This is a genomic window from Halostella litorea, assembly GCF_004785955.1.
In the GTDB taxonomy this organism is placed as follows: Archaea; Halobacteriota; Halobacteria; order Halobacteriales; family Natronoarchaeaceae; genus Halostella; species Halostella litorea.
This window is the reverse complement of sequence record NZ_SJER01000001.1, coordinates 771,347-793,892: the sequence shown is the minus strand read 5'-3', so window position 1 is coordinate 793,892 and position 22,546 is coordinate 771,347. Positions and strand designations below refer to the sequence as shown.

Here is a 22,546-nt window from a genome sequence, read left to right as displayed (position 1 = left end):
TAAATTATCTTATTAGAATTGAATCGGACGATAACCCCGATTTCACCGGGTATAAAATTTCTCTCGCGGCTTTCAACTCGGGGAGACTACCTAACATAACGGAGGTTATGTCTTTTGAACTCGGGTAAAACGGGTTAATTCCGGCTAACTACGTCTTGGCTTTAATATATCCCCGTCCCATGCTCCGAGTGCGTCATGTTCGACTCCAACCCGACCCGACGAACGATGTTGAAGGCGATCGGTGGAACAGCCGCGGTTGCGGCCGTGCCCGCAAGCGTGCAGGCGAGCGCGGACGGCTGGACCGTCGTCGAGACGCCGACCGGATCCGCGCTGCACGGCGTCGAAGTGACTACGAACGGCTACTACGCCGTCGGCGAGGGGGGGATCGTCCTCCGCCGCGCCCCCGAGGGCTGGGAGAAGGTCCTCGACGGCGGCCCCACAGGCAACGGTAACAGCCTCTTTGGCTCCGACACGACGGACTACGGCTCCGCGCTGTGGTTCGTGGGCGCGAGCGGCGCGATCGGCGAGTACAACGTCAACACCGGCAACCTGCAGGACCACTCCGCGCCCAACGACAACACGAACAACTACAACGACGTCGCGGTCACCGGCGAGGGTGGCGCGGCGAACGTGTACGTCGCCGGCGACTCCGGGAAGATCTACTACAGCTTCGAGAACGGCAAGAGCCAGACCTGGGAGTACGTCACGCCCGGCAGCGGCTCGGCGATCCAGGCGATCGACTTCCACGACGTGCGCTCCGGGCACGCCGTCGACACGAACGGGCGCGTGTTCGAGACGACCGACGGCGTGACGTGGGAGCCGATCGGCCTGCAGGACGCCAACGTCAACTTCTACGGCGTCGACAGCGACGGGACCGACGACGTGTGGGTCTCCGGCGGCGGCGGCATGGTGTTCCACTACGACGGCGCGCAGTGGACCCCGACCGACACGGGCGACGCCGGCCTGAAGGACGTCGAGGTCGCGGCCGACGACGCGAGCGGCCTCACCGTCGGCGGCGGCGGCAAGGTGTACGAGTACGACGGCGAGAAGTGGGCGGCCGTCGACGCGCCGACCGGGTCGAACCTGAACGCCGTCCTCGAGAGCCGGACCGACATCGCCGTCGGTGCGGGCGGCACCGTCCTCGAACGGTGACGTAGCGGTCCCGACGACTGCAGGTCCCGACTCCGTCGTCCCCGGCTCCCGGCATCGTCCGCCGGACTCGGAGGCACCCCACGCCGGGAGCCGACCATGTTTTCATCCCGTTTTCGACGCGTCCGTTCCGAACCGCGTAGCCGCGTCCCTCGGCGGGCTGACCGGTCGCACGACGGGGAGGTCCGAACAACTATTTTCCGTCCCGTTCCGAACCCGGTAGATGGTAGACCACCAGGAGAGTGCGATCGTCCGGGAGGAGCTAGAAACGGACCGCGAGAACCCAGCGGTGGAGATAGCCGAGATAATCGCGGACATGGAGGACAAGGACCACGGGGATCTGACGACCATCTACAGCTGTATCGACCACATGATCGACCACATCTTCTCGGAGCCGCCCGCCCCCGAAGCGCAGTTGAAAGTCGAGTTCAGCTACGAGGGGTACCGCATCACCGTCGAACAGGACGGCCACGCGGAGTTCGTCAAGACGACGTAGCGGTCAGGCCGCCCCGGCCAGTTCCTCTGCGATGGCGTCGGGCCCGAGCAGGTCGGGGTCCACCGCGAAGTCGACCTGCCCGCTTGCGAACTCGGGCAGGGAGTCGCGCGAGTAGACGACGACCCGGAGGTCGTCGGTGAGGTCCCTGGCGATGGGGACGGCGGTCGCCTGTCCGACGTCCGTGAGGACGAACAGGTCGGCGTCGACGATCCCGGCCTCCTCCAGCGCGGGGCGGGTCGCGACGCCGTCGATCCGGGTCACGGCGACGCCCTCTGCTTCGAGTGCGGGGACGATGTCGTCCGCGTCGGAGCCGGCGAAGACAGCGTTCATGGACGACCGGACGTGCCCGGGGGATTTGTGTCTTCCCCGTTCGGCGTCAGGCCACCCAGAGGTACGCCAGCGGCACCAGCCCCACGAGCGCCAGCACCGCGCCGACGACGTAGCCGGCGACGCCGTAGGACTCCGACTCGGCTATCTCCTCCGGGGACGCGTCCGCGACGACGAACTCGCCTTCGTCGCCGGGGCCGAGCGCGACGCCGTTTTCCGTCTTCACGGGGGTACCCATCGCGGTGACGCGCTCGCCCACTTCGATGACGCCCTGCCGGTAGGCGCGGTGTTCGTCCGGGGCGGCGTCGACCGCGTCCGTCTCCGCCAGCCACCGCCGGACCGACTCGGGCGGGCGCTCCCCCGGTTCGGACTCGAACAGTTCCCGGTCGATCTTCACGCCCTCGCCGCCGTCGGGGAACGCCACCTCGACGCTACCGGTGCCGTCGTCGACCGCGAACGGGACGACGTCGAAGTCGCCGTACACCACGTCCCAGTCCGTCCCCGCCTTCTCGCCCACCTGACGGGCCGAGCGCTCCTCCACGCTCGTGAGGACGGCCACGCCGCTCGCGTCGAGCATCGCGGCCGGCAGCGTGTCGTCGCCGAGCGCCCGGGCGGTCCCTTGGACCTGCCTGTAGCCGTCCCCCGGCCGAAGCTCCTCGACGGCGGCCGGTTCGGCTCCGGCCACCGTCGCCGCGCTGCTCCGTCCGGCGTGTGTCTTGTACACCATCGCGACGCCGATGGCGAGGAACATGGCCGGAACGAGCGAGATGGCGAGTCGTCCGACGAGCGCCACGGTCAGCCCGCCCCCGTCGTATCAGCCGCGTTTACGTATCGGTCCACGGTCATGTGTGCGACTATCATGGAAACCCCGCCGGAAATAGCTTGTCGCCGTTCGAGCGGCGCTGGGACGGCGCTACTCGTACTCGATGGTCGCGGGCGGCTTGTGGGTCACGTCGTAGACGACGCGCGCGACGTTCTCGTGGGAGCCGGTGATCCGCGACTGGATGCGCTGGAGCGTCTCCCAGTCAATCTCCTGTGCGCGGGCGGTCATCCCGTCGCGGGACTCGACCGAGCGCACCGAGACGACCCAGCCGTGGACGCGGTTGTCGCCCTTGACGCCCGTCGCCTTGCCGATGACGGCCGCAAGCGCCTGCCAGGGTTCGTACTCCTCCAGTTCCTCCTCGACGACGTGGTTGGCCTCGCGGGCGACCGTCAGTTTCTCCTCGGTCACCTCGCCGATGATCCGCACGGCGAGGCCCGGGCCGGGGAACGGCATGCGCTCGGAGACGACCTCCTCCAGGTCCAGCGCGCGGGCGACCTCGCGGACCTCGTCCTTGTACAGGTCCCGCATCGGCTCGACGATCCCCTCGAAGTCGACGACTTCGGGGAGGCCGCCGACGTTGTGGTGGGACTTGATCGTCCCCTCGCTCTCGATGCGGTCGGGGTAGATCGTCCCCTGGACGAGGTAGTCGGCGTCGACCTCGCGGGCGACCGTCTCGAACTCCCGGATGAACTGCTCGCCGATGACGTGGCGCTTCTCCTCGGGGTCCGTGACGCCCGCCAACTCGTCGAGAAAGCGGTCCCGGGCGTCGACGACCCGCAGGGAGTCCATGTAGTCGAACGTCTCGCGGATCCCGTCGGTCTCGCCTTTCCGCATCAGGCCGGTGTCGACGTAGACGGGGGTGAGCCGGTCGCCAAGCGCCTCGTAGGCCAGCGCGGCGGCCGTCGAGGAGTCGACCCCGCCCGACAGCGCGATGACGGCGTTCTCGTCGCCGACCGCCTCGCCGATCTCGGCGACCTTCTCGTCGATGAACTCCTCGGCGTCGACCATCAGGCCTCCACCCCCTTCACCTCGGCCGCGTCGTCCGCGCCGTCGATCCCGGCGAGTTCCATCGCCGTCTCGACGAGGCCGACGAACGGCGGCGACGCGCGGTCCGGCCGCGAGCGGAACTCGGGGTGGAACTGCGTCCCGAGGAAGTACGGGTGGCCGTCGAGTTCGAGGATCTCCATCCGGTTGCCGGCCCGCCCCGAGAACACGAGGTCGGTCTCGGCGAAGTCCTCGAAGTAGTTCGGATTCACCTCGTAGCGGTGGCGGTGGCGCTCCGTACAGGAGGAGCCGCCGTACACCTCCTCGGCGAGCGTGCCGGGGGTGATGTCGGTCTGGTGTGCGCCCAGTCGCATCGTCCCGCCCATGTCCGACACCTCGTACTGCTCGGGCAGGATGTCGATGACGGGGTTCGACGTCCCGTCGTCCATCTCGGCGCTGTGGGCGTCCTCGTAGCCGAGTACGTTCCGGGCCATCTCGACGACGGCCATCTGGAAGCCCAGACAGAGCCCGAGGAAGGGGACGTCGTTCTCGCGGGCGTAGCGGATGGCGCTGATCTTCCCCTCCGTCCCGCGGGAGCCGAAGCCGCCGGGGACGACGATCCCGTCGGCGGCTTCGAGGCGCTCGCGGTGTTTCCCGCCGTCCGCCACGTCGACCATCTCGTCCGCGTCGACCCACTGGACGTTCACGTTGACGCCTTTCGCCAGCCCGGCGTGTTTCAGCGCCTCGTTGACCGACATGTACGCGTCCTCCAGGTCGTACTTCCCGACCAGCGCGATGTCGACCTCGTCCTCGCGCTCCCGGGTGACGAGCTCGCGCCACTCGTTGTCCCGCTCGGCCTCCGGGATCGCGCGGTCGGCGAGGCCCAGTTCCTGCATCACGTACTCGTCGAGGCCCTCCTCCTCGACCATCAGCGGGACGTGGTAGATGTCCTCGACGTCCGGGTTCGAGAAGACGGCGTCGGTCGGCACGTCACAGAACAGGGCGATCTTCTCCTTCGTGTGCGGTTCGAGTTTGTCGTCGGCGCGGCCGACCAGGATGTCGGGCTGGAGCCCGATGGAGCGAAGCTCCTTCACGCTGTGCTGGGTCGGCTTGGTCTTCTGCTCGCCGTTTTTCGAGTACGGGACGAGCGTGACGTGGGTAAAGAGGATGTCGTCGTCCTCCTCCTCGTGGGCGAACTGGCGGAGCGCCTCCAGGTACGGCATCCCCTCGATGTCGCCGACGGTGCCGCCGACCTCGATGAGACAGACGTCGGTGCCCTCGGCGGCCTCGCGGATCCGGCGCTTGATGTCGTTGGTGATGTGCGGGATGATCTGGACGGTCTTACCCAGGTAGTCGCCGGCCCGCTCCTTCTCGATGACGTGCTGGTAGGTCTTGCCGGTCGTGATGTTGTGGTCGAACGTCATGTCCTCGTCGAGGAACCGCTCGTAGTTCCCCAGGTCGAGGTCGACCTCCCCGCCGTCCTTGAGGACGTACACCTCCCCGTGCTGGTACGGGTTCATCGTCCCGGCGTCGACGTTGAGGTACGGGTCTATCTTCACCGCGGTCACGTCGAACCCGGCGTTCTTGAGCAACCGGCCGGTGCTCGCGGCGGTGATCCCCTTGCCGAGCCCGGACATCACGCCCCCCGTGACGAAGATGAACTTGTTCCCCAGTGTGGGGTCGTATTCGGATTCAGGATCGGTCGGCATACCGATCGTCCGCAACCCCGATTCAAAACGATTTCGGAGCGCGCCACGCCCGGGACGCGGTCGCAAGCCGGCGCGAGGAAACCGCCCTACAGCTCCGGCGCGAGAAAGTCCGCGACGAGGGTTGCGATCCGGCCGTGTTTCCCGACGAAGAAGTGGTCGGCCGACAGTTCGACCACGTCGCCGCCGCGCTCGCGGGCGGCCGCGACGACCGGCCCCGGGTCGGCCGTGTCGTCGCGCGTCCCGTAGACGACCTGCGCGGGGCAGTCGAGGGCCGCCATCGCGGCCGCGGCGTCGAGGTCGTCGGCCAGCCGCGACGCGGGCGCGAGCGTCGAGACGGCGCGCACCTCGCGGTCGACCGACGCCGCCGCCAGCAGCGCCATCGCGCCGCCGAAGCTGTAGCCGAACAGCGCGACGCGCTCGTAGCGGTCGGCGGCCCAGCGGACCGCGTTGCGCGCGTCCTCGCGCTCGCCGTACCCCTCGTCCCAGTCGCCGTAGTCGAACCGGAGGCAAGCGACGCCCCGCTCGGCGAGTTCGTCGCTCACCGCGGTCAGGCGGGGGTCGCCGCGGTGCCCCCGGTGCTGGGGGTGGGGCGGGCAGGCGACGACGCAGGCTGTCGCCTCGCCGCCGTCCGGCTCGTCGAGCGTCGCGCGCACGTCCCGGCCGCCGGGCACGAGGGCGTCCATATCGGCCAGTTGACGGGGTTGGGATTTTAAGGTCGCGGTCCCGTAACAGGGGGTATGGGAATACTCTCGCGGGCCTCCTACGTCATCCGGTCGAAGGTAAACGCGGTGCTCAACCGCGCCGAGGACCCGACGGAGACGCTCGACTACTCCTACGAGCAGCTACGTGACGAGCTACAGGACGTGAAACGCGGGATCGCCGACCTGACGACCCAGAAGAAGCGCCTGGAGATGCAAAAGCGCCGGCTGGAGGAGAACGTCGACAAGCACAACGAGCAGGCCCGCGAGGCCGTCCGGCAGGACCGCGACGACCTCGCGCGCCGGGCCCTGGAGAAGAAGAAGGCGAAGATGACCCAGATCGAGGAGCTGGAGAACCAGATCGCCGACCTCCAGCGGACCCAGGACAACCTCGTCGAGAAGAAGGAGACGCTCCAGCAACGCATCGAGGAGTTCCGCACCAAGAAGGAGACGATGAAGGCGCGCTACGAGGCCGCCGAGGCCAGCGCCCGCGTCTCCGAGGCGATGACCGGCGCGGGCGACGAGATGGAGGACGTGGGCCGGGCCATCGAGCGCGCGGAGGACCGGACCCAGGAGATGGAGGCCCGCTCGGCCGCGATGGACGAGCTACAGGACGAGGGGGTGTTCGAGGACGCCCTCTCGGACAAGGACCAGCTCGACCGCGAACTGGAGGAGGTACGGACGACCGGCGAGGTCGACGCCGAACTCGACACGCTGAAAGCCGAGATGGACGCCGAGGAGGCCGCCGGCGACGCCGACGCGAGCGACGCCGAGGGGGCGAGCGAAACCGAAGAGGACGTCGAGTTCGAGACCGAGGGCGGCGGCGAGGTCGACGTGGACGTCGACGAGTCGGAGGTCGAGGCGGAACTGGAGGACATCAAAAGCGAGGAGGGGTAGCCGCCCCGGCTAATCGACGTCAGTCGTCTCCGACCGGTCGGTTTCCCGCAGGATGAACGAGCCGATGGCGAGGGTCCGCTTTGCGGTCGTGGCGATCCGGAGCACGAACGACACGAGGACCAGGAACGGAAACAGGGCGACGGTCGTCGCGCCGGAGACGACCAGGACGATGTTGTCGACCCCGAGCGTCGCGCCGGGGAACGACGTCGCGTCGAGGTACAGCAGCGACGAGAGCGTCACGGCCAGCGCCGGGACGGCCGCGTAGATGATCGCCCGCGAGAGGTTCACGAGTTCCCACTGGAAGTACAGCGTCTTCACGTGCTCCCTCGCCGGGCCGAACAGCGTCAGCACGTCCAGCAGGTCCTCGGCGGCCTCGCCGGTCGCCCGGTCGAACTCGTCGCCATGCGTCCGCCGGATCCGGTTCAGGTCGTAGATCTTCCACGAGTAGTTGTAGTCCAGCGCGGCGTCTATCACGTCGAACGTGCCGAACTCCGCGCCCTCCAGACGGTCGGACACCGCGTCGGCGTTCTCGACGAGGTCGTCGACGTACCGCGCGACCCGGCCGTGGGCCTCCCCGGACCCTGCCGATACCTGCCGTTCGAACGCCTCCGCCCGGCTTTTCGTTGCCTCGACCAGCGCCTGCAGGAACGACGCGGGCTCCGGCGGCGGCGCGGCCCCGATGACGTCCCCCACGTCGCCGCGGAAGTCCATCGCGCCCTGCATTCGGTTCCGCTGGTCGCCCAGCGGGCCGAGTTCCTGGGACAGCACCACCTGGTTGATCGTGACGACCAGCGTCACGCCCGTGATGATCGAGGTGGTCAGCGCCTGGAACGCGGTGTCGGCCGGGTCGGTCTGTCGCATGCTCGCCCTGAGCGGCGACGCGTCGAGGGTCCCCAGCACGACGAGGACGACGAACACCGCCGCCGCGAGCGCCCCGACGATCACCCAGCGGTTGAGATGCATCAGCGCCCGGAGCCTGATCGCGCTCTCCCCCGCTCGCTCGCTCATCCTGTTCGCGGGCGAGGACTCGTCGGCCATGGCCGGCGTACGACGGCCCGCCTGAAATGGCTACGCCGCCCGGACCGCTAAGTCGGTCGGCGTGGGGCACACCGCCATGCCGGACGCTCGCCACGAGTACGCCACCGAGGTGGTGTCGCTCTACCCGAACTCGCTGGACGCCGACCGGTTCGACCGCCTGCTGAACGACCGCGCGGCCGACGGCTGGGCGCTGGACCGGACGTTCGTCGTCGACTCGTCGACGGTGGTGTTCGTCTTCCGCAGGCCGCCCGCGGAGGCGTAGCGGCGCGGTCCGCCCGCCGTCGGCACCCTTTTGCCCGCCGGACGGGTTGCTCGACTATGCGACTGCTGTACGCCCACGCGGACCGCGCGGCGTTCGAGTCGACGCGCGAGGCGGGCGACGGGGCGGCCCGCGACGACGCGGGCGACGAACTGGCCGACTGCGTCGCGGCGTTCGTCGCCGTCGAACCCGGCGACGCCGCGGCCCCGGACGCCGTCGCGGCCGACGCGGCCGACGAACTCCGGTCCGCCGTGGACCGCCTCGGCGTCGACCGGATCGCCGTCAGCCCGTGTCCGGCCCTGGTCGACGACCCGGCCGACGACGGGGCCGCCGCGACGCTGCTTGACGCCCTCGTCGCCCCGCTCTCGGACTACGAGGTCCTGCGGGCCCCCGTCGGGGGCGTCGCCGGCGAGGTGGCCTGGCGCGGCCACCCGCTCGCGGTCGGCAGCCTGCGGACCGGGCCGGGCGACGGCTCCCCCCGCCCCCCGAGCGACCGGACCGTCGTCACGCCGGCGGGCGAGCGGCGACCGATCGACGCGGCCGCCGACGCGACCCGGGCCGTCGCGGCCGCAGACCGTCCCGGGTCGGCCGCGGCCCCGCCGGGCGAGGACCGCCTGCGCGACTTGGGGTTCGTCGCCGGCGGGGAAGGTGAGGCGGACGCCGACCGGACGTGGCTCCCGCGGGGCGCGTTCGTCGCCGACACGCTGGCCGACTACGCAGACGACCTGCTGGCCGAGGCTGGCGCGGTGCCCGTGGCGACAAGCGGGAATGACGGACGGGGCGCGGCCGGCCGCGCCGCGGCGTCGGCGGGCGACCTCGACGGTTCGGACCTCCCCCTCCGCGTCCGCGAGCGTCGAGGGGCGTCCCCGGCCGCGACGCCGGAGATGACTGTCGTGGCTGCCGACGCGGCGGGCGCGCGGACGGCGTTCGAGCGCGCGGCGACGCTGGCCCGGGACGCTGTCGCCGAGATGGGGGTCGACGCCGTCCCGGTGGTCCGCCACGTAGAGGGGGCGGACGCGGTCCCGCCCGAGGCCGTCGCCGCCGCACTCGGCACGCCGGTGCTCGCGGAGACGCTCCCGCTCCGCCCCGGCCGCTGGTCGGTCGCGCTCGACTTCGTCGTCACCGTCGACGGGCGGGCCGTACGGACCGCCGGCGTCAGGTACGACCCGCCGCGGGCGGCGTCGGCGGACGACGCCGGCGCGCCGTCGCGGCCGGCCGTCCGGTGTTCGCCCGTCGGCCCGCTCGACGCCGCGGTCCGCGCGCTGGCCGCCGGCGACGGCCCCCCGACGTGGCTCGCGCCGACGCAGGTGCGACTCGTCCCCGTCGACCCCGGCCGCGTCGACCGCTGTGAAGCGGCCGTGTCGGCGCTCGCGGAGGCTGGCGTGCGGGCGGACGTCGACGACCGCGAGGCGACCGTCGGCGAGCGCCTCGCGCTGGCCGAGCGCGAGGCGGTCCCGTACTACGCCGTCGTCGGCGACCGGGAAGCCGACGGCGACGCGCTCCCCGTGACCGAGCGGGCCACCGGCCGCGAGACGGCGATGACCGTCGCGGCGCTGGCAGCGGCCGTCGGCGAGGCGACGGCGGGACACCCCTCGCGGCGGCGGCCGCTGCCGGCGCGACTGGGCGACCGGCCGCTGCCGTAGCGACCGCCGTATTTGTCGGTCGCAGCCGTAGGGGACGCATGACAGTCATCGCTGATCTGCGAGTGCCCCCAGCGGAGTTCGTGCTCGCGCACTCGCTGCACTCCGTCGACGATGCGCAGGTCGAGGTGGAGCGCGTCGCGGCGACCGGCGAGGACCACGTGACGCCGTACTTCTGGGTGACCGCGGACGACCTGGACGCGTTCGACGAGGCGCTCCGGGAGGACGGCACGGCGCGGGACCCGCACCTGTTGGAGGACAACGAGCGCGAGCGCCTCTACCGGGTGGACTGGCACGCGCCGGAACACGGGGTGGTCTACGCCATCGCGGAGTCGCTGGCGACCCTGCTGAACGCGTCGGCGGACGAGGAGTGGCACGTCCGGTTGCTGTTTCCCGACGGCGAGGCCCTCTCGACGTTCCACGAGTACGCACAGCGCTGTGGCCTCGCGTTCGACGCCGACCGCCTCTACCGCCCGGGCGACCCCGCGGAGTTCGAACAGTACGGCGTCACCGCCGACCAGCGCGAGGCGCTGCTCGCCGCCCTCCGGGCGGGCTACTTCGCCGTCCCGCGTGAGTCGAACCTCGCGGCCGTGGCGGCGGAACTGGGCATCTCCGACACCGCGCTGTCGACCCGGCTCCGCCGCGGGTACGCGAACCTCGTCCGCGCGACGATCGCCCAGGGGGAGGGGCAGGGGGACTTAAACAGCGTGAATACTCACGGGTAGGCCATACCAACGCGGCGGCCGTACCGACGCCGGGTGGCATGACCGTGAAACGACAGGCGACGAACCGAGGGCGAGGGGAGGATGACCCGGACGAACCGGCAAGCACGGAGCGAGCGCGGATAGGCGACCCGGAGAGCTACGAGACGGCGAGCGCGGCGGTCGTCGCGGCGCTCGCCGAGGCACGGAACGTCGACCCGACGGACCTGCCGCCGCTGTTCGACTGGGTCGACCCGGACGCGCTGGACAGCGTCGTGCGGGCCGCGACGGTACGGTTCCGGTACGCCGAACTGCTGGTGACCGCGTCGGCGGACGCGGTCGTGGTCCGGGACCCCGCCGACTGATCACCGCTCGACCGCGCCGGTCCCCGGGCGGGCGAGGGCGGCGAGGTCGATCACGCCGTCGGGCAGCGACACGCCGTCGAACGGGTCCCGGTCGAGCAGCAGCGAGCCGTCAAGATCCGCGTAGTCGAGCAGCGGCGCGAGGTGGGCGGCCGCCGCGATGGAGGCGTTGCTCTCGACCATGCAGCCGAGCATCACCTCCAGCCCGTGGACGCGTGCGGCGTGGATCATCCGCCGCGCCTCGGCGAGGCCGCCGCATTTCATCAGCTTGATCGTGACGATGTCGGTCCGGTCGGCGACCCGCGGCACGTCGTCGGGCGTCACGCAGGACTCGTCGGCGGCGACCGGCAGCGCCGACCGCTCGTGGACGAACCGCAAGCCCTCCGGGTTCTCGGCCGGCACCGGCTGTTCGATAAACTCCACGCCGTAGTCGGCGAGGGTCTCGGACATCCGCACGGCCTCGCGGGGCGTCCACGCCTCGTTGGCGTCGACGCGGATCCGCGCGTCGGGGGCCGCCGAGCGTACCGCGTCGACGACCGCCTCGTCGCGGTCGGTGCCGAGTTTCACCTTCAGCACCCCGTGGCCGGCGTCGACAGCGTCGGCCGCCTTCTCGCGCATCCGGTCGGGGTCGTCCAGCCCGACGGTGAAGGAGGTGCGGACGGTCCGCTCCGGGTCCAGCCCCCAGTACCGGTACAGCGGCAGGTCCGCGCGCTTGGCGACGAGGTCGTGGAGGGCGACGCTGACGGCACAGCGCGCGGCGGGGTTGTCCCGCACGACCTCCCGCATGCGGCGTTCGATCCGGCGGAGCTGGTGGGGGTCCCCGACCTCCTCGACGACCGCGAGCAGGTCCGGGAGGACCGCCTCGACGGTGTCGGCGGTCTCGCCGTAGTGCCTGGCGGGGGCCGCGCCGCCGACGCCGACGCGGCCGTCGCCGTCCTCGACCCGGACGACCACGTTCTCCGAGACGGTCTGCGTGCCGCGGGCGATGGTAAAGGGCGTCTCCAGCGGCAGTTCAAGCCGCTCGAACGAGGTCGAGAGCGTCACAGCACCGCCTCCAGCACGAGGTCGGGGTCGAACCGGACGAGGTCCGCGACCGGCAGGTCGAGCGCGTCGCCGTACTCACGGACGGCCTCGCGGGCGTCGTCGTCGCCGTCGACGTCCATCGTGTTCAGCGCGCCGGCGACGACGGCCGACCCGTGGACCGGCGCGGCCAGCGACTCGTAGCGCTCGACGTACGACGGCAGCGGCGGGAGCGTGAACTCCTCGTAGCCGTGGATGACGTCGCGGCCGGCGCGGTGACACAGCACCATCGCGTCCGGCATCGCGCCGTGGAGGATGCCGCAGGTCACCGCGGAGTACGCCGGGTGGACGATGCTCGCCTGCCCCTCGACGAACAGGTAGTCGTGCTCGTCGCCCCTCTCGACTATCATCTCCTCGACCGCACCGGCGGTGAAGTCGCTCACCACGCGGTCGACCGGGTTCCCCCACCCCTCGATCATGATCCCGGTCTGGCCCGTCGGGATCACGGCGGCGTCGTGGCCGCGCTCGCGGGCCGCCGCGGCCAGTTCCATCGTCGCGGTCATCTTCCCGACCGAGCAGTCCGTGCCGACGGTGAGGATCACCTCGGCGTCCACCTCGCGGGCGACGCCCTCGGCGACGGACAGGTCGTCGCGTGGCCGCCGCACGTCCCAGATATCACAGCCGTGCTCGGCGGCGAGGGAGGCGAACTCGTCGTCCTCGGCGAGGAAGTCGTGGAGCCCCGAGATCACGTCACAGCCACGTTCCAGGGCGGCGCGGACGTCCGGCCGCCAGGACTCGACGAACTCGCCGCCGATCGGCGCGATCCCGATCAGCAGCGCGTCGACCGCGCCGACGTCGTCCATCGACGCGACGATGGGCGCGTCCGGCACGTCGGCGACGTGGTCGGCGACGCGTTCGCCCGCCCGGTCGCGGTCGAGGACGGCGGCGACGTCGTCGTCGCCGTACCGCATGACGCCGAGCGCCGTCTTGGCGCGCTCGGGGAACTTCCCGTGGGCGAGGATCGCGATAGCCATGCCCGGATCAAGGACAGGGGCCGTCATAAGCGCGGCGCGCTCGGCAATTTGGGCGCTACAGCCGGTACAGCGTCGTCGTCCAGAAGTCGTAGAACGCCTCGTCCAGCGCGTCCTCGGGGTCGCCGGTCGCATCCACGGCGGCGGTCGCCGCCGCCTCGGCGTCGACGTCGTCCAGCACGGTGTGCTCGCCCACGAGTATCAGCCGGTCGGCGTCGCGGTCGGCGAGCGCCGCCTCGCAGCGCTCGACGTGCTCGGCGACCTGCTCGTCCCGCCGGCGCTCGAAGCGGGCCTGCGAGAAGCCGCCCTTCGAGTGGCTCCCCTTCACGTCGCTCTCGAACGCCGTCGTCGCGGTGCGCTCGCGGCCGTCGTACTCGCCCAGCGCGAACAGATCCGAGCGGACGAGCGCGAACGCGAACTCGCCGGTCGGCAGGAACCACTCCCGCTCGACCCGGAAGCCGTCGTCCCACGCCGCGAAGGCGGCCGGCGCGACCGGCGGCGCGAGCGCGGCGCTCACGAGGCCGGCGTCGTCGGTCACCGCGAGGCAGGGGCTGGCCCGGTCGACCAGCGCGGCGCGGTCGCCGAACGCCTCGCGGACGGCCGCCGGTACCTCGTCGCCGACCATCGCCGTCATCGCGCCCTCCTCGCCGGCGTCGACGCTGTCGAGGCGGTCGAGCACGGCGGCGAGGCGGTCGCCACGAAGCTCCTCGACGCCGCGGAACTCGGCGGCCGCCGCGTCGCCGTCGCCGGCCCGCTCGACGCGGTCCTCCAGTTCGGCGATCCGGTCCTCCAGCCGGTTCACCCGCTGTTCGGCGTCCTGCCGGGCGCTGACCGCGTCGGCGCGGCGCTCGGATTCGGCCTCCAGCCGTCGCTCAAGGTGGCGCTTTTCCTCCTCTAGCTCGTCGATGCGGTCCTTCAGCGCCGCCCGACCCAGCAGCTCGTCGAGCATCAGCAGGGACGGGGCGGCGCGGTCACTTCTAAGTTCCGACGAGTGGCGGCGGTGCCGGGCGCGGCCGGACCGCGGCGCGGCCCGCTTTCCCCGGCCTCAGGTGTTGTCCGGTCGGCCGTCGCCCCCCGAGAGCCGCAACAGCTGGGAGGCGCGGTCGGCTTTCGCCAGCAGCACCTCGCGGAGCGCCGGCGGGTCGCGGACGCCGTCGCCGAGGAGCGTTTCGGGGACGGCGAGCGTGTCCGACGGGACGCCCTCCTCCGCGTGGACCGGGAAGTGTCGGTTCCCGAGTTTCATTACGAGCGGTGTGTCGAGGCGCTCGATCCCCTCGCCGCTCGCGTACAACTGCTCGTTGACGCGCTCGTGTTGCGCTCGCTGCATGACTGCGCGCTCCCCGTCGAACGGCTCGACGTAGAGCCGCCCGAAGTAGTAGCCGCTGGAGAACTCCTCGAACATGCTGTGCAATAACATGACATGCTCCCGGCGACAATAAGCCTTCGCCCTAGGGCTTTTGTCGACCGCAATCCGTCCGGGTCGGTCCGAGCGGACCGCCGATCCACCACAGTCGGGCCAGCTCCCGGCGATCCGAATCGAAGGGGAGAGCGGGCGCTTTGAACGCAGCGAACGGTTTTCAGCCAGTTTACCGACCGCGTTGAACGGAGCGAACGAAGGTCCGGCTTTTTACCTTCGGCCCGACAGGGATCGCGTAATGACCGACAGCCGAACGCCGGCGGTCGCCCTCCTCTCCCTGGTCGCGGTCCTCGTCGCGCTCCCGGTCGCCGGCGCGGCGGCCGCGGACGGCGGTGCGACGGCCGCCGGGGACGCCGGTGTGCAAGCGAACAACAGCAGTTCGATGGGCGCGGAGATATCGGCGTTCATGCAGTCGAGCGCCTCGGAGGCCGACGGATCGGTCGAGGACGGGATGTTCGAGGCGCGGTACGACAACGGGAGCGACCGGGCCGCGCTCGTGCGAAACCGAACGGACCGGCTCCGGAGCGAACTCGACCGGCTCCGCGCGGAGAAGCGGGCGCTGCGGGCCGAGAAGGGCAATATGAGCCGGCTGGAGTATCAGGCGCGGATGAGCCGCCTCGTCGGCGAGGTCCGGTCGCTGGAGCGCTCGGCGAACCGGACCGAGCCGCTGGCCGAGTCCGCCGGCGTGAACCGGAGCGCGCTCGCCGAGATACGGGCGAACGCCTCGGCGATGTCCGGCCAGGAGGTCTCCGCGCTCGCACGGACGCTGGCCGTCGTCCCGGACCACGTCGAGCGCGGCCCGCCGGGGAACCGGACCGCCGGGCCGCCCGACGACCGCGGCGGAGCGGGGAACGGGCCGGGAGCTGACGGGAACGGGACTCGGGGACCGCCCGACGACCGCGGGTCCGACGGCGAGGGTGCTGGCGGGCCGCCGGACGACCGCGGGGCGGGCCGGGACGACGGCACGGGGCAGAACGGAACCGCCGACGGCGGGGACGACGTCGACGGCGGCGACGACGGGGATGGCAGCGACGGCGGGAACGGATCCGGCGGGAACGGCGGCGAGCGCGGGAACGGCAACGGCGGCGGTCCCGCGGCGGCCTCCGAGCCCCTGAGGTAAGCAGTCACCCTTTTTACCGCTCGCCGCGAAGCTTCTATCGAATGGATTCTGCCGCGCTGCTGGACCTGCTCGGCAACGAGAACCGCAGGCGCATCCTGCGGCTGCTCGCCCGCAAGCCCTGCTACGTCACCGAGATAAGCGAATACCTCGGCGTCAGCCCGAAGGCGGTCATCGAGCACCTCCGGAAGCTCGAGGAGGCGGGGTTGGTCGAGAGCCACACCGACGACCAGCGGCGCAAGTACTTCCACATCGCGCGGAACCTCCGGCTCGAAGTGAACGTCTCGCCGTACGGCTTCGGGACGAAAAGCGCCTATCCGGCGAGCCGGAGCCTCGACATCACGACCTGGCGCTACCTCTCGCTCGACGTCGACCCCGCCGACGACCCCGACCCGGCCGAGGCCGACGCGGACCCCGAGGAACTGGCGGCGTCGCTGGCCCGGCTGGAGGAACTGGAAAACGAGCTCTCGATGGCTCAGCGGTGGGTACAGGGCCGGATGACCGACCTGCTCGACAGCATCGCCGAGGCGACCGACGAGGAGGTAAACAGCCGGCTCTCGGCGGACGTGCTCCGGGCGCTCGCCGAGCGGCCCCACACGGTCGGCGAACTCGCCGAGGCGGTCGACGCGTCGCCGGAACTGGTCGAGCGGACGCTGGCGGCGATGGCCGACGGCGACTTCGTCCGGCGGACGGGCGACGGCTGGACGCTCGCCTAGAGGTCCCGCGTCAGCCCGTCCCGCAGGTCGCGGCCGAAGTAGACGCCGAGTACGCCGGCCAGCCCGCCGACGACGGCGCTGACGGCGACCAGCGGGACGCCGACGCCGGCGAGCGTCAGGAGGGCGTTCCGGAGCAGCGACGCGCCGCCGCCGACCGCGACGCCGGCCAGCCCGACCTCCGCGTACCGCCGCTCGGAACTCGCCAGCCCGACGGCGAAGGCGACGGCGAACATGCCCAGCGCCCGTCCGAAGAAGGGGATCGTCGCGCCGCCGCCGACCAGCCCGACCGCGAGCAGGACGGCCGACACGAGGAAGGTGCCCGGGTCGAACCAGCGCTCCAGCCCCGAGGCGTCGCCCTCGGGTTCGGTTTCGGCGCTCGACCCGGAGCGGAGGCTCCCGCTGTCGAAGGCGTCGTCGAGCGACTCGTCGACCGTCTCGTCGCTCGACCGGGTGAGCTGGTCCGTGCGCTCGCTCATGGCCGCAGGTAGGGCGGCGACCGGCAAGGTCTTTTCCCCGGGATCAGACCGGGATCAGTACGTACAGCGCGGGGACGAGGAGGGCGACCGCCAGCCCGTACACCGCGGCCGAGACGGTCCACTGGAGCCGGATGCTCCCCGCGCGCTCGGCGTAGTCGGCGAGGCGGCCGGGACCGACCCGCGGCAGGACGACAGCGCCGAACAGGATAGTCACGAAGGCGGCCGCGCCCACCCCGGCGGCGAGCCGCGAGACCGACACCCAGCCGAAGACGAGCAGTTCGACGCCGCGGAGCCCCGCGGTGGCGACGAGGGCGAGTTCGATCCCGATGGCGACGAGGATGCCCGCGAGGTAGTGGACCGTGTGGCCGGCGACGGGGACGACGCTCTCGGGCACGTCCGGCCAGACCGCCGCGAGCGCTATCTCCTTGGGGACCTCGCCCTCCGGGAGCGCGCTCATCGGGAAGTTCGCCACCGCGGCGGCCCCGAACCCCGCCAGCACGGCGACGGCGAGCCTCACCGGCACCGGCCTGAGTTCGGCTCCGGCGGCGTGTGCGACGACGCTCATGCCCGAGCGGAGCGGCGCTCGACGCATAAAGTCACCGAGACGCCAAGCGGCCAGCACGGCGCGTCCCCAGGCGCGCCACCGCCGACCCGGACTGGGCCGCCCGCGAACGCAACGCTTGAAGTGTCCCGGGCCGAACCCACGGCCAAGATGAACGCAGGCGACCGCGTCCGCGTCGAACGCGCGGACCAGACCCACGAGGGCGTGTTGCTCCCCTCCACGACGGCCGACCACCTCGTCGTGAAGTTAGACGGGGGGTACAACGTCGGGATCGAGCGCGAGGACGCCGACGTCGAGGTCGTAGAGTCCGACGCCCACGAGATCGAGGAGGGCGACGACGGCGACGCCTCGGCCGTGGAGTTCGACGAGGACCTCCCGACGGTGTCGCTGATAAGCACCGGCGGCACCATCGCCTCGACCGTCGACTACCGCACGGGCGCGGTGACCGCCCAGTTCGACGCCGAGGACGTGCTTCGGGCCGTTCCGGACCTGGCGGGGCTGGCGAACTACCGCGGCCGGGTCGTCGCCAACATCCTCTCGGAGAACATGACGCCGGACGTGTGGCGCGACCTCGCCGAGGCCGTCCGCGAGGAGATAGAGGCCGGCGCGGACGGCGTCGTCGTGATGCACGGCACGGACACGATGCAGTACAGCGCGTCGGCGCTCTCGTTCATGCTCGACACGCCGGTCCCGGTCGTGTTCACGGGGAGCCAGCGCTCGGCCGACCGGCCGTCCTCGGACAACGTGATGAACGCCGTCTGCGCGGTCGAGGCCGCCAAGAGCGACGCCGCCGAGGTGATGGTCTGCATGCACGCCTCCGAGAGCGACGACGTCTGCGCGCTCCACCGCGGCACCCGGGTGCGGAAGAACCACACCTCCCGCCGGGACGCCTTCGAGACGGTCGGCGCGAAGCCCCTCGGCGAGGTCGACTACGAGGTCGGCGAGACCCCCGACGTCTCCTTCCGCCGCGACTACGCCGAGCGCGGCGCGACGGAGCTCTCGATCGCCCCCGACCTGAACCCCGACGTGGAACTGCTGAAGTTCGCGCCCGGGATGGACCCGGCGTTCCTCGACGTGGCCGAGGGGGCCGACGGCCTCGTGATCGAGGGCACCGGGCTCGGCCACGTCCACACCGACCTCATCCCGCGGATCGAGGCGCTGGTCGACGACGGGACGACCGTCGTCATGACCAGCCAGTGCATCGAGGGGCGGGTCTGTGACCGCGTGTACGACACCGGCCGCGACCTGCTGGACGCCGGCGTCGTCGAGGCCGGCGACACGCTCCCCGGCACCGCCGTGGTGAAGCTGATGTGGGCGCTGGAGAACGCCGCCGACCCCGAGACGGCGATGGCCGAACCGGTCGCCGGCGAACTCACCGAGCGGTCGGTGCCATGGGAGTGAGCGGGGTCGAACTGCGCCCGGCGACGGCCGACGACTACGACGACGTGGTCGCGTTCACCGAGGGGACGTGGGCCGACCGCGGCCGGAGCGACTACATCCCGCGGATCTACCACGACTGGATCGAGGGGCCGGACGGCGGCGAACGCCGGCGCACGCTCGTCGGCGTCGTCGACGGCGACGTCGTCGGGATCGCCCAGGCGGTCATGCTCTCCGAGCACGAGGCGTGGTGTCAGGGGATGCGCGTCGACCCCGACTACCGCGGCGAGCGGGTCGGCGAGGCGGTCACCTACGGCCTGTTCGACTGGGCGCGCGAGCGGGGCGCGGCCGTCGCCCGCAACATGGTGTTCTCGTGGAACGTCGCCGGCCTCGGCCACTCCCGCGCGATGGGGTTCGCGCCGGCGACGGAGTTCCGGTGGGCACACCCCGAACCGGACGCGGACGCCGAGCCGGCGGCGACCGTCACGGGCGACCCGGACGCCGCGTGGTCGTACTGGGCGGACAGCGACGCCCGGGACCACCTGCGGGGGCTGGCGCTCTCCATGGACGAGACGTGGGCGACGCGGGAGCTGACCCGCGGCCTGCTCCGCCGTGCGGCCGACGAGACGGCGACGTTCGCGGTGCAGGACGGCGGCACGCGCGGGATGGCCTACCGCGTGCGCGACTACGAGCGCGAGAACGAGGACGGCGAACTCGAACACCGCGCCGAGTACGGCGTCGGCGCGTGGGACGACCTCGACGCCTGCCGCGACGTGCTGGCCGCGGTCCGGCGGGACGCCGGCGAACTGGGCGCCGACCACGTCCGCGTGCTGGTGCCCGAGACGGCCCGGCACGTCAGCGACGTGGCGGCGACCCGGACGCGGGTCTCCGACGAGCCGGACTTCGTGATGGCGGCCGACCTCACCGACCGCTGACCCGCGACCGTCCTTCCGCCGGGCTACCCGCCGCTGACCGGCGGGAACAGCGCGAGTTCGTCGCCCGCCTCCAGGCGCTCCTCCAGCCCGTCGCCCTCCACGAGCACGTTCGTCCCGTTGCGGAGGACGTTGATGTGGTCCCGGAGCTCGCCGTCGTCGGTCAGCACGCGCTCGGCCAGCGCCGGGCGGTCGGCGAGCAGCGCGTCCAGCGCCTCGCCCACGGTGTCTGCGCCCTCGTCGACGGGGATCTCCTTCGTCCCGGCGTGCTCGGCGAGGTCCGCGAACAGTTTCCACTGCATGGGTGACGCTCGCCCTCGCGTCAGGAAGTAACTTCCGCCTCGGGGGGCTCGACCGCCGCCTCGAACCGGCGCAGGTCGGCGGGGCGGGCGACCACGAACACCGTCTCGCCCGCCGCGAGGGTGCGGCTCCGGGGGGGCAGCGCCTCGACGCGCCCGTCGGCGCTCGTCACCGCGGCGACCGTCACCGCGAGCGCGCCGACGGGCTGGCCGACGATCGGGCTGCCCTCGGCGACCGTCGCGCCGGCCATCGTCTCCGGGGCGGCCCGCAGCAGCGACGCGAACTCGCGGTCCGCCGACGGCTCCGCGGGCAGCGTCACGAGGCGGTAGGTCGCGTCGGGGTCGACGGCGCGGGCGCTGGCCTCGTCCAGCGCCAGCGTGGCGACGTCCCCGACGGCGGCGCGCAGTTCGCCGGTCGCCACCCGCTTGGGCTCTCCGCCGTCCCGCCACACCTCGACGATGTCGCCGGGCGAGGCCGAAAAGGCGGGGTCCGCGCGGACCGCGACGGCCGCGGAGCCGGGGGCCAACGTCGGCCCGAGCCCCGCCGCGCGGCTGCCCAGCGCGAGGTAGTCGACGGTGCCGTCGGCCTCGACCCCGAGGTCGATGTGGCCGACCCCGTAGTCGTCCCGGAGCCGCGCCCGGATCCGGTCCTCAAGCTCCGCGACGGTGAGCCGGCGCGGGAAGAGGAGGACGGTGCCGGCGACCTCCGCCTTCGTCGTGTCGGGCACCGGGTCGTAGCCGTCGATGTCCTGGACCTCCTCGGGGAGTTCGACCCGGACGACCCGGCCGGCGGCCCGCACCAGCTGGCTCACCTCGCGGTCCACGTCGCGCGCGCCGGTGACCGAAAGCGCGTCCGCCGCCAGGCGGTCGCCCCCGCGTCGGCCGAGGTCCGACGCGATCCCGCCGACCACGAACGCGACGACCGTGAACGCGGCCACCTCCGGGTCGAGCAGGTCCGACCGGCCAACGATCGCCTCCCGCAGCGCGGCGTCGGTGTTGAGCCACGCGCCGATCACGGTGATCCCGATCAGTATCGCCAGGCCGTCCGGCACCCCCTCGCGGCCGTACCAGCGGTAGCCGAAGGCGACGAGCCCGGCCAGCGCGCCGGCGAGGACTGCGAACAGCAGGATCTGCGCGCCGGCGGCCGCGACCGCCCCGAGGGCGACGTTCATCGGGCCGCCCCCTCGAAGCGGTCGAGCGCGTCGGCCGCCCCCGCGACGAACAGTTCGTCGCCGGCCGAAAGCGTCGCGGTCCCCTCGGGCGAGAACGCCCAGCCGTCGGTCCCGTCCGGCGCCCGGCCGTCGCCGGCCCGGTCGACCGCCAGCACGGCGACGGCGTCGGCCTCGCGGCCGTTCGCCTCGCCGACCGTCAGGCCGTCGAGGTCGCTCCCGGCCGCGACGGTGAGCCGGCGGATGCGCTTGCCCGCCCGCCGCAGCAGCGAGACGAGTTCGTACTCGCGGCGGACGCCCCGCGAGAGGACGACCACGCGGCCGCGGTCGACCCGCAGCAGCGCCGACGCCCGCGCCTTCGGGACGGCGAGCGTGACCCGCCCTTCGCCGCCAGTCGTCGTCGGGGCGGCCGGCTCGACGTCCGCGTCCGCGGCCGCCTCGTCGGTCCCGCCGTCGGTCGCGACGTCCCCGTTGCCGCCCGCGGGCGGGGCTTTCGGGGCCGACCCCGGGTCCGACTTCGCGCTGAGGACCGTCCCCTCGACCCGCGCCCCGTCGGTCAGGACGCGCACCCGGTCGCCGCGGGCGATCCCCGTCGGGACGAGCGCGGCGACGGAGACGGCGCGGTGGCCCGCCGGCACCCGCCGCGAGAGCCCGCCGCTCGCTGGCGCGGCGCTTATCGTCGCCCGGCCGCGGGAGTCTATCGACGCCGTCGCGTCGGCCAGGTCGTGCTCCGAGCGGAGCCGCTCGGCCAGCCGGCGTTCGATCTCCTCGACCGGCAGGTCGGCCGGGAAGCGCCACGACCCCTGCCGGATCGCCGCCCGCACGTCCTCCGGGAGCGGCGGGTACCCCTCGACTTCACCGACCGGTCCGGCGGCCGTGACCGTCACCTGGCCGATGCCGCCGACGAACTCCACCACGTCCATCGAGAGCGTGGTGCGGCCGAGCGAGCCCAGCGAGAACCGCTTGGGCAGCGTCGCGCCGAGTTTGTCGCCCTGGCTGTGGGCGTACAGCGACAGCATCATCACGACTGTGACGGCGACGATCAGCCGCGGCGACTGCTGGATCGACGGGTCGATGAGGCCAAGCAGGCCGCCGTTGACGCCGGCGACAGCGACCCCGAGGACGACGACCCCGAGCCCCGGCAGCGTGACGCCGGTGAAGTACTTGAACACGAACCCGAGAACGCCGGAGATGAGCGCCGGGAAGATGCCGGTGAGCAGGCCGAGGTAGATGCCGAGAAGAACTTCGACGGGCAGCGATGCCATGGGCCGTGATCGAATGCGAGCGATAAACCAGTTGCCCTCGACGACACGCTCGGCCGGTACGCGGGCCACACCCGACACCGAC

The 22,546-nt window shown here is 72.0% G+C and carries 26 protein-coding genes; 11 read left to right on the top strand and 15 right to left on the bottom strand.

What is annotated here, in order from left to right; genetic code table 11:
* Nucleotides 1-195 precede the first annotated feature (195 nt).
* Together EYW40_RS09610 and EYW40_RS09605 are read left to right on the top strand one after the other, a co-directional pair.
* Nucleotides 196-1,152, top strand: a complete 957-nt coding sequence (locus tag EYW40_RS09610) for a WD40/YVTN/BNR-like repeat-containing protein (protein WP_135821389.1) — start codon at nucleotides 196-198, stop codon at nucleotides 1,150-1,152.
* A 220-nt stretch (nucleotides 1,153-1,372) separates the two neighbouring features.
* Complete coding sequence (locus EYW40_RS09605) at nucleotides 1,373-1,645, top strand: HalOD1 output domain-containing protein (protein WP_135821388.1); 273 nt, start codon at nucleotides 1,373-1,375, stop codon at nucleotides 1,643-1,645.
* 3 nt (nucleotides 1,646-1,648) lie between these two features.
* Here EYW40_RS09605 and EYW40_RS09600 read toward each other — a convergent pair whose 3' ends face one another.
* The 5 genes from EYW40_RS09600 to EYW40_RS09580 all read right to left on the bottom strand — a co-directional run bounded on the left by EYW40_RS09600 (nucleotide 1,649) and on the right by EYW40_RS09580 (nucleotide 6,171).
* Complete coding sequence (locus tag EYW40_RS09600; protein ID WP_135821387.1) at nucleotides 1,649-1,975, bottom strand: DUF7126 family protein; 327 nt, start codon at nucleotides 1,973-1,975, stop codon at nucleotides 1,649-1,651.
* A 46-nt stretch (nucleotides 1,976-2,021) separates the two neighbouring features.
* Complete coding sequence (locus EYW40_RS09595; protein WP_135821386.1) at nucleotides 2,022-2,765, bottom strand: GIDE domain-containing protein; 744 nt, start codon at nucleotides 2,763-2,765, stop codon at nucleotides 2,022-2,024.
* Nucleotides 2,766-2,885: 120 nt separating this feature from the next.
* Nucleotides 2,886-3,803: a glutamine-hydrolyzing GMP synthase gene (guaA, locus tag EYW40_RS09590; protein WP_135821385.1), complete on the bottom strand. Its 918-nt coding sequence runs from the start codon at nucleotides 3,801-3,803 to the stop codon at nucleotides 2,886-2,888.
* Nucleotides 3,803-5,488, bottom strand: coding sequence for a CTP synthase (locus tag EYW40_RS09585; RefSeq protein ID WP_135821384.1), 1,686 nt, complete (start codon nucleotides 5,486-5,488; stop codon nucleotides 3,803-3,805). Before EYW40_RS09585 ends, guaA begins: the two co-directional genes overlap by 1 nt.
* 86 nt (nucleotides 5,489-5,574) lie before the next feature.
* Nucleotides 5,575-6,171 (bottom strand): CocE/NonD family hydrolase, encoded by a 597-nt coding sequence (locus tag EYW40_RS09580; protein ID WP_135821383.1) that lies wholly within the window; start codon nucleotides 6,169-6,171, stop codon nucleotides 5,575-5,577.
* Between the two features lie 54 nt (nucleotides 6,172-6,225).
* Between EYW40_RS09580 and EYW40_RS09575 the strand changes: the two genes are divergently transcribed.
* Nucleotides 6,226-7,083, top strand: a complete 858-nt coding sequence (locus tag EYW40_RS09575; RefSeq protein WP_135821382.1) for a PspA/IM30 family protein — start codon at nucleotides 6,226-6,228, stop codon at nucleotides 7,081-7,083.
* A gap of 9 nt (nucleotides 7,084-7,092) precedes the next feature.
* On the opposite strand, the gene EYW40_RS09570 is transcribed toward EYW40_RS09575, so the two are convergent.
* A complete protein-coding gene (locus EYW40_RS09570) occupies nucleotides 7,093-8,121 on the bottom strand; it encodes a DUF7972 family membrane protein (protein WP_135821381.1) in 1,029 nt (342 codons plus the stop codon).
* Nucleotides 8,122-8,197: 76 nt separating this feature from the next.
* On the opposite strand from EYW40_RS09570, the gene EYW40_RS09565 reads away from it, so the two are divergent.
* The 4 genes from EYW40_RS09565 to EYW40_RS09550 are packed head-to-tail and all read left to right on the top strand — an operon-like array spanning nucleotide 8,198 to nucleotide 11,086.
* Nucleotides 8,198-8,383 carry a hypothetical protein gene (locus EYW40_RS09565; protein ID WP_135821380.1) on the top strand — a complete coding sequence of 62 codons (186 nt, stop codon included), beginning with the start codon at nucleotides 8,198-8,200 and terminating at the stop codon, nucleotides 8,381-8,383.
* A 56-nt stretch (nucleotides 8,384-8,439) separates the two neighbouring features.
* A complete protein-coding gene (locus EYW40_RS09560) occupies nucleotides 8,440-10,023 on the top strand; it encodes a threonyl-tRNA synthetase editing domain-containing protein (protein WP_135821379.1) in 1,584 nt (527 codons plus the stop codon).
* A 38-nt stretch (nucleotides 10,024-10,061) separates the two neighbouring features.
* Nucleotides 10,062-10,745 carry a helix-turn-helix domain-containing protein gene (locus EYW40_RS09555; protein WP_135821378.1) on the top strand — a complete coding sequence of 228 codons (684 nt, stop codon included), beginning with the start codon at nucleotides 10,062-10,064 and terminating at the stop codon, nucleotides 10,743-10,745.
* A 38-nt stretch (nucleotides 10,746-10,783) separates the two neighbouring features.
* Nucleotides 10,784-11,086, top strand: coding sequence for a HalOD1 output domain-containing protein (locus EYW40_RS09550; RefSeq protein ID WP_161973189.1), 303 nt, complete (start codon nucleotides 10,784-10,786; stop codon nucleotides 11,084-11,086).
* Here the strand turns inward: EYW40_RS09550 and EYW40_RS09545 are convergent, their stop codons facing one another.
* The 4 genes from EYW40_RS09545 to EYW40_RS09530 all read right to left on the bottom strand — a co-directional run bounded on the left by EYW40_RS09545 (nucleotide 11,087) and on the right by EYW40_RS09530 (nucleotide 14,536).
* Nucleotides 11,087-12,127 (bottom strand): dipeptide epimerase, encoded by a 1,041-nt coding sequence (locus EYW40_RS09545; protein WP_135821377.1) that lies wholly within the window; start codon nucleotides 12,125-12,127, stop codon nucleotides 11,087-11,089.
* Entirely contained in the window at nucleotides 12,124-13,137 is a 1,014-nt protein-coding gene (locus EYW40_RS09540; protein WP_135821376.1) for an N-acetyltransferase DgcN family protein, read from the bottom strand. The genes EYW40_RS09545 and EYW40_RS09540 overlap by 4 nt, the downstream gene beginning before the upstream one ends.
* 55 nt (nucleotides 13,138-13,192) lie before the next feature.
* Nucleotides 13,193-14,083: a Vms1/Ankzf1 family peptidyl-tRNA hydrolase gene (locus EYW40_RS09535; RefSeq protein ID WP_135821375.1), complete on the bottom strand. Its 891-nt coding sequence runs from the start codon at nucleotides 14,081-14,083 to the stop codon at nucleotides 13,193-13,195.
* Nucleotides 14,084-14,179: 96 nt separating this feature from the next.
* Nucleotides 14,180-14,536, bottom strand: coding sequence for a DUF5802 family protein (locus EYW40_RS09530; RefSeq protein ID WP_135822050.1), 357 nt, complete (start codon nucleotides 14,534-14,536; stop codon nucleotides 14,180-14,182).
* Nucleotides 14,537-14,789: 253 nt separating this feature from the next.
* On the opposite strand from EYW40_RS09530, the gene EYW40_RS09525 reads away from it, so the two are divergent.
* Entirely contained in the window at nucleotides 14,790-15,671 is an 882-nt protein-coding gene (locus EYW40_RS09525) for a hypothetical protein (RefSeq protein ID WP_135821374.1), read from the top strand.
* Nucleotides 15,672-15,712: 41 nt separating this feature from the next.
* A complete protein-coding gene (locus EYW40_RS09520) occupies nucleotides 15,713-16,384 on the top strand; it encodes a metalloregulator ArsR/SmtB family transcription factor (RefSeq protein ID WP_135821373.1) in 672 nt (223 codons plus the stop codon).
* Here EYW40_RS09520 and EYW40_RS09515 read toward each other — a convergent pair.
* Both EYW40_RS09515 and EYW40_RS09510 read right to left on the bottom strand, forming a co-directional pair.
* Nucleotides 16,381-16,860: an EscU/YscU/HrcU family type III secretion system export apparatus switch protein gene (locus tag EYW40_RS09515; RefSeq protein ID WP_135821372.1), complete on the bottom strand. Its 480-nt coding sequence runs from the start codon at nucleotides 16,858-16,860 to the stop codon at nucleotides 16,381-16,383. The genes EYW40_RS09520 and EYW40_RS09515 overlap by 4 nt on opposite strands.
* A gap of 43 nt (nucleotides 16,861-16,903) precedes the next feature.
* On the bottom strand, nucleotides 16,904-17,425 hold the full coding sequence (locus tag EYW40_RS09510; RefSeq protein ID WP_135821371.1) for a hypothetical protein: 522 nt from the start codon (nucleotides 17,423-17,425) through the stop codon (nucleotides 16,904-16,906).
* A gap of 147 nt (nucleotides 17,426-17,572) precedes the next feature.
* Between EYW40_RS09510 and gatD the strand changes: the two genes are divergently transcribed.
* Both gatD and EYW40_RS09500 read left to right on the top strand, forming a co-directional pair.
* Complete coding sequence (gene gatD / locus EYW40_RS09505) at nucleotides 17,573-18,823, top strand: Glu-tRNA(Gln) amidotransferase subunit GatD (protein WP_135821370.1); 1,251 nt, start codon at nucleotides 17,573-17,575, stop codon at nucleotides 18,821-18,823.
* Nucleotides 18,814-19,734, top strand: a complete 921-nt coding sequence (locus EYW40_RS09500) for a GNAT family N-acetyltransferase (protein WP_135821369.1) — start codon at nucleotides 18,814-18,816, stop codon at nucleotides 19,732-19,734. Before gatD ends, EYW40_RS09500 begins: the two co-directional genes overlap by 10 nt.
* 23 nt (nucleotides 19,735-19,757) lie before the next feature.
* Here EYW40_RS09500 and EYW40_RS09495 read toward each other — a convergent pair whose 3' ends face one another.
* The 3 genes from EYW40_RS09495 to EYW40_RS09485 are packed head-to-tail and all read right to left on the bottom strand — an operon-like array spanning nucleotide 19,758 to nucleotide 22,464.
* The gene (locus tag EYW40_RS09495) at nucleotides 19,758-20,033 is read right to left on the bottom strand and encodes a ubiquitin-like small modifier protein 1 (protein ID WP_135821368.1); all 276 of its coding nucleotides are present in this window, start codon (nucleotides 20,031-20,033) and stop codon (nucleotides 19,758-19,760) included.
* 20 nt (nucleotides 20,034-20,053) lie between these two features.
* The gene (locus EYW40_RS09490) at nucleotides 20,054-21,202 is read right to left on the bottom strand and encodes a DUF8167 domain-containing protein (RefSeq protein WP_135821367.1); all 1,149 of its coding nucleotides are present in this window, start codon (nucleotides 21,200-21,202) and stop codon (nucleotides 20,054-20,056) included.
* Nucleotides 21,199-22,464, bottom strand: coding sequence for a potassium channel family protein (locus tag EYW40_RS09485; protein WP_135821366.1), 1,266 nt, complete (start codon nucleotides 22,462-22,464; stop codon nucleotides 21,199-21,201). The genes EYW40_RS09490 and EYW40_RS09485 overlap by 4 nt, the downstream gene beginning before the upstream one ends.
* Nucleotides 22,465-22,546: the final 82 nt, after the last annotated feature.